Here is a 5456-nt window from a genome sequence, read left to right as displayed (position 1 = left end):
GTCAGTTTTGTCCCAGCCACTTGATATTAGTTTGCTGATAATTTAATTTTAGTACCAGCCATTTGCTTGCCAGAATGTCTTGGCAGCTGACCATGAACCGTAACGTGATGATACGTAGCTATTAGCAACCTTTTCTTGGTTAGCAGCTGAGTAATCACCCTTAAGGTATGAAGAACTCAATTGATACTTACCAATGTATTGGCCGTTACGAGCTGAGTATGAACCACCAGATTCTTTGTTAGCAATCCATGCTTTAGCAGATGAACTTGAACCTGATGTTGAAGTAGAGGTAGAAGTTGATGTGCTAGTTGAGGCATGGTTTGATGTTGAATAGTTTGAACCTGAGTATGATGAGTTACTTGAAGTTGAATATGATGGAGTTGAGTAACTCTTCTGAGTGGTAGTAGTTGTTGATGGTGTTGTTGCAGTAGTCGTGCTAGTTGAGGTAGAAGTACTTGAACCAGTAGGAATATTTAACGTTTCACCAACGTAAATTATGTGACCAGAAATGTTATTTGCGCTCTCAATTGAGTTGATAGTTGAGCCGTATGTTTGTGCTAATTCCGATACTGTGTCACCGCTCTTGACGGTAACTCTCGTGTCAGCGTTTGCTGAGGTTGTTGTAAATACGAGTGCTGCTGCGAATGCTGTTGCAGTTCCTAGAGTTGAAGCTAAAACTTTCTTAAAATTCATAAATATATGTCTCTCCCTTTATTTTCAAGATGTTACCCATACTACACACAAACAATTACGTGCAAATATCGGTGGATTTACAATGTGGTAACGAATATTGCAAAAATGGGGGATGATGTCACAATTTCAGCAGTTTTTAATGTCTGAGTGGGGGATAAAGCACTTACATTGCCGAGTGGTTGGGTTTGGACTCGTTATTACTTCCCCAAAGAGTATGAAAATGGTAAACTGAAAACGCTATCAATAACTAAAAGTAGGTGAATGGGATGCATGGATTTATTGGAGAACTATTTGGAACAATGATTTTGATTGCCCTAGGAACGGGTAGTGGCGCGGGTTTGAACCTTAACAAGACTTACGCAAAAGGAAAAGATTGGTTATTTGTGAGTTTTGCCTGGGGTTTCGCTGTCACGATGGGTGTTTACGTTGCGGGCGTCTTAGGATCGGACGGCCACTTGAATCCGGCAGTCACAATTGGATTTGCAGCTTTTGGCTTTTTCCCTTGGTCGGAAGTTTTACCCTATATATTAGGTCAGTTTATCGGCGCGTTCTTAGGTGCAGCACTTGTTATTATTCAATTTGCGCCACATTTTAAAGCATCAAAGAATGAAGCTGAAGGAAACTCTGTTGGCATTTTTGCAACGCGTCCAGCAATCAAATCACCCCTATTTAATTTTCTCTCTGAATTAATTGCGACTTTTGTCTTCATCTTTATTTTATTGAACTTAGGAGATTTCACGCAAGGGTTGAAGCCGTTGATTGTTGGATTGCTGATTGCCGTTGTCGGAATGGGATTAGGTACCACGACTGGCTTTGCCATTAATCCGGCGCGTGATTGGGGCCCTCGTTTGGCCTATACGATTTTGCCAGTGCCCAATAAAGGCAATGCTGAATGGTCGTATTCATGGGTGCCAATGTTTGGACCGCTAGTGGGTGGTCTCATTGCAGCCGGTTTGGAAGTTCTCGTCCATTAGATTAGCAGTATAATGGAGTTAAATGAACGAAGGGAAGTCTCTCTATGAAGTTAGGAATGTTAGATGGTAAGCCAGCCAAGGTCTCTCAGGTTGAGGGCAAATGGCAGGCACAACCCATTTTGGGAGCTGACGATGCGCTGACCGCATCGATAGCGGAAGTGACTGAAAATCAATTTGGTGCCGCTCAGCCATTTGATGTGAAAGATCTTGAAATTCCAGTTCCCGTTCCCCAGCAAATTTTTGCGGTTGGAATGAACTATGTCGATCACTCAAAAGAAATTCACATTGAATTACCCAAAGCGCCTAGTATTTTCACTAAATTTAGTAGTTCACTAACGTCTGCCAATACGGCCGTGGCCGTCCATGGCGATCAAACTGATTGGGAAACGGAACTCGTCGTCGTGATAAATCAGGACGGACGAAATATTTCTAAGGCTGAAGCTGAAAACTATGTGGCTGGCTACATGGTTGGTCTGGATATCTCGGATCGGCAGGTCCAGTTTCTAAATGCTACACCGCAATTTTCACTTTCAAAGTCATTCGCCGGTTTTTCACCAATTGGTCCTTGGTTGACCACACCTGATGAAGTGAACGACTTAAGCAAGTTACAGCTCACGACTCACGTCAACGGCGAAACGATGCAGTCGGCTCATTTGGACCAAATGATTTTCGATGTCCCAGCCCTGCTTGAGTATCTTTCTTCTATTGTAGAATTGAAGGCGGGAGATTTAATCTTCACTGGCACACCAAGTGGTGTCGGAAATGGGCGTCGTCCGCAAGTTTACTTAAAACGGGGTGACGTTCTTGAAAGCCACATTGACGGATTGGGTGACTTAAAAATTAAGATGATTTAAGACAAGGTGACGAACATCAAGCTTTCAAAGCGTGGTGTTTTTTTGGTTATGAAAACAAAAAATGAAAATAATAAAGTTATAAGCGTTCTGTTTGAAAGCGGTTACTTAAGAGGATAGACTGGCGTTGGTAAAGGTGATGATTGGCTCATTTAAAGAAAGAAGAATGCTTTATGGTAAAGGTATTAGCTGTACTCTATCCGGATCCAGTGAACGGGTACCCAACAAAGTATGCGCGAGATTCTATCCCTAAGATTACCAAATATCCTGATGGGACGAGTGTGCCAAATCCGAAAAACATTGATTTCATTCTGGGACAACTGTTAGGCAGTGTTTCTGGTGAGTTGGGACTTCGAAAATTTTTAGAAGATGGGGGTAATGAACTGGTTGTTACCTCAGACAAAGAGGGTCCGAATTCAGTATTTGAAAAAGAGCTTCCGGATGCTGATGTTGTGATTTCGCAGCCATTTTGGCCGGGATATTTAAATAAAGAACGGTTTGAAAAGGCCAAGAAACTTAAGCTGGCGATTACCGCAGGAATTGGGTCGGATCATGTTGATTTGAATGCCGCAAATGAGCACCAGATCACAGTCGCTGAAGTGACTTTCAGTAATAGCATTAGTGTTGCTGAACATAGTGTCATGCAGGTTCTTGATCTAGTGAGAAACTTTGTGCCAGCTCATGAAGTCATCCGTCAAGGTGGCTGGAATATTGCGGATGTGGTTGAACATTCCTATGATTTAGAGGGGATGACGGTCGGCGTTGTGGGCGCCGGACGAATTGGTCAAGCAGTATTAAAAAGACTAAAACCATTTGATGTGAAATTAGTCTATACGAAGCGGCATCAACTAGCCCCTGAGGTTGAAAAGGAACTTGGGGCAACCTTCATTAAGGATGTTCATGACTTGATGAAGCAGGTTGATGTGGCCGTCTTAACGCCACCATTACACAGCGAAACTTATCATATGGTTGATGCAGACATGATTAAGTCGATGAAACGGGGTGCCTACATTGTCAATGACAGTCGTGGTGAATTGGTCGTGAGAGATGCGATTGTGGAAGCATTGAACTCAGGACAGTTGGCTGGATATGCAGGGGATGTTTGGTATCCACAACCTGCACCAGCTGACCATCCTTGGCGAACAATGCCGTTTGAAGCAATGACGCCCCATATTTCGGGGACCTCACTTTCGGCCCAAGCGCGTTATGCTGCCGGAACCCGAGAAATTTTAAAAGATTTTTTAGACGGTACCCCGATTCGACCAGATTATCTCATTGCTGAAGCTGGCCAATTAGCAGGGACTGGTGCCAAATCCTATACGGTTAAAAAGGGTGAGGAGAGTCCAGGAAGTGAGCATGAATAGCTGTCTCTTAAAAAAATAGTCAGAATAAAAAACGCCATCCAATTTTGGATGACGTTTTCATTGTGTTAGATGACTAGAGGCTCAGAGCCCGATGATCGTGACGAGCCCAAATAGTTTCAAAATCTGCGTAAGATAGATGATCCGCTTTGTCGGTCCAACAATCATTAAAATAGATGATTTGATTGTCATCGTCAAAACCAGTAATAGTTAAGGCGTGAGTGTGGAAACCGTCGAATTCTCCGACCCAGACCACGATGGCATGGCGCGTGTCGGCAAGATAGGCTAGTAGCTCTGGCAAAGTAGCGCCAGTTAAATCAGTTGCTGATCCAGTAATCTCTGTTACCAGCGATACTAAAGCGTGTGGGTAAATGCTATCGCCATCATCAGTAAAGGGATCACCGATGAAGCCTTTATCGCGGTCTTTTTTGTCGTAAGGCATCCGATGTGCCAAATCAACTTTGTCAGTATGAAAGCCGGCACTGTTGAGCATCATGGTAACAGCGGTAATTTCACAACCAGTTGGTAATTCAGGACGTTGTGCAATTAAGGGTACTTCTAGAGTCGTTTTCAAAATGATTCCTCCATTATTCGCCAATAGTTGACTTTAATTCTGACCTTAATAGAGTAAGAAAGCAATCAAAACGTTGGATGTAATGAACGAAAAATTAAAATAAGAATAAGAGAATATAAAAATTAGTAATCGCTTACATCTAGTGATACAATGAAATTGCTTTAAAAATGACAAGGAGTGATATTAATGACAGAATTAACTGGTAAAGTAGCATTTGTCACCGGTGGCGCGCAAGGAATTGGTGAAGCAATTTCGAAACGACTAGCTGATGATGGCTTTGCGGTAGCTGTTGCTGATTTGAACGAAACTAACGCGAATAAAGTTGCCAAAGATATCAACGATGCTGGCGGAAAAGCGGTCGGCATTCAGGTTGATGTTAGCAATCGGGATGGCGTCTTCAAGGCGGTCCAAGAAACCGCAAAAGTGCTTGGCGGATTTGATGTCATTGTGAACAACGCTGGCCTTGGTCCAACAACACCAATCGACACCATCACTCCTGAACAATTTGATCAAGTCTATCACGTAAACGTTGCTGGGACTCTTTGGGGTATTCAGGCAGCTCATGAACAATTTAAGAAATTTGGCCACGGTGGCAAGATTATCAACGCAACCTCTCAAGCCGGGGTTGTCGGAAATCCAAACTTAGCCCTTTACAGTGGGACCAAATTTGCGATTCGTGGATTAACACAGGTTGCCGCACGTGACCTGGCAGAAGAACATATTAATGTAAATGCGTATGCACCGGGAATTGTCAAAACACCAATGATGTTTGATATTGCGCATCAAGTTGGCCAAAATGCTGGCAAAGATGACGAATGGGGTATGCAAACATTTGCTAAAGATATCGCATTGAAACGTCTATCAGAACCTGAAGATGTTGCAGCTGGTGTTTCATTCTTGGCTGGTCCAGATTCGGATTATGTAACAGGTCAAACGCTAGAAGTTGATGGTGGGATGCAATTCCATTAAAATGAAGAAATTTCGGCTCTTTGTCAAATCCTGT

The 5456-nt window shown here is 43.0% G+C and carries 6 protein-coding genes; 4 read left to right on the top strand and 2 right to left on the bottom strand.

Annotated elements, in window-relative coordinates:
• Positions 1-48: 48 nt before the first annotated feature.
• The gene (apf, locus tag FD44_RS09400) at positions 49-693 is read right to left on the bottom strand and encodes an aggregation-promoting factor (protein WP_010619329.1); all 645 of its coding nucleotides are present in this window, start codon (positions 691-693) and stop codon (positions 49-51) included.
• 266 nt (positions 694-959) lie between these two features.
• Between apf and FD44_RS09395 the strand changes: the two genes are divergently transcribed.
• The 3 genes from FD44_RS09395 to FD44_RS09385 all read left to right on the top strand — a co-directional run bounded on the left by FD44_RS09395 (position 960) and on the right by FD44_RS09385 (position 3882).
• The gene (locus FD44_RS09395; RefSeq protein WP_010619330.1) at positions 960-1667 is read left to right on the top strand and encodes an MIP/aquaporin family protein; all 708 of its coding nucleotides are present in this window, start codon (positions 960-962) and stop codon (positions 1665-1667) included.
• A gap of 44 nt (positions 1668-1711) precedes the next feature.
• Positions 1712-2521 carry a fumarylacetoacetate hydrolase family protein gene (locus FD44_RS09390; protein WP_010619331.1) on the top strand — a complete coding sequence of 270 codons (810 nt, stop codon included), beginning with the start codon at positions 1712-1714 and terminating at the stop codon, positions 2519-2521.
• 170 nt (positions 2522-2691) lie between these two features.
• Entirely contained in the window at positions 2692-3882 is a 1191-nt protein-coding gene (locus tag FD44_RS09385; protein WP_010619332.1) for an NAD-dependent formate dehydrogenase, read from the top strand.
• 73 nt (positions 3883-3955) lie between these two features.
• On the opposite strand, the gene FD44_RS09380 is transcribed toward FD44_RS09385, so the two are convergent.
• A complete protein-coding gene (locus tag FD44_RS09380; protein WP_010619333.1) occupies positions 3956-4453 on the bottom strand; it encodes a C39 family peptidase in 498 nt (165 codons plus the stop codon).
• A gap of 186 nt (positions 4454-4639) precedes the next feature.
• On the opposite strand from FD44_RS09380, the gene FD44_RS09375 reads away from it, so the two are divergent.
• On the top strand, positions 4640-5422 hold the full coding sequence (locus tag FD44_RS09375; RefSeq protein WP_010619334.1) for a (S)-acetoin forming diacetyl reductase: 783 nt from the start codon (positions 4640-4642) through the stop codon (positions 5420-5422).
• Positions 5423-5456 lie beyond the last annotated feature (34 nt).

The organism is Secundilactobacillus malefermentans DSM 5705 = KCTC 3548, from assembly GCF_001436395.1.
Lineage (GTDB): Bacteria > Bacillota > Bacilli > Lactobacillales > Lactobacillaceae > Secundilactobacillus > Secundilactobacillus malefermentans.
The sequence above is the reverse complement of the archived record's forward strand: the minus strand, read 5'-3'. Positions and strand labels throughout refer to the sequence as shown.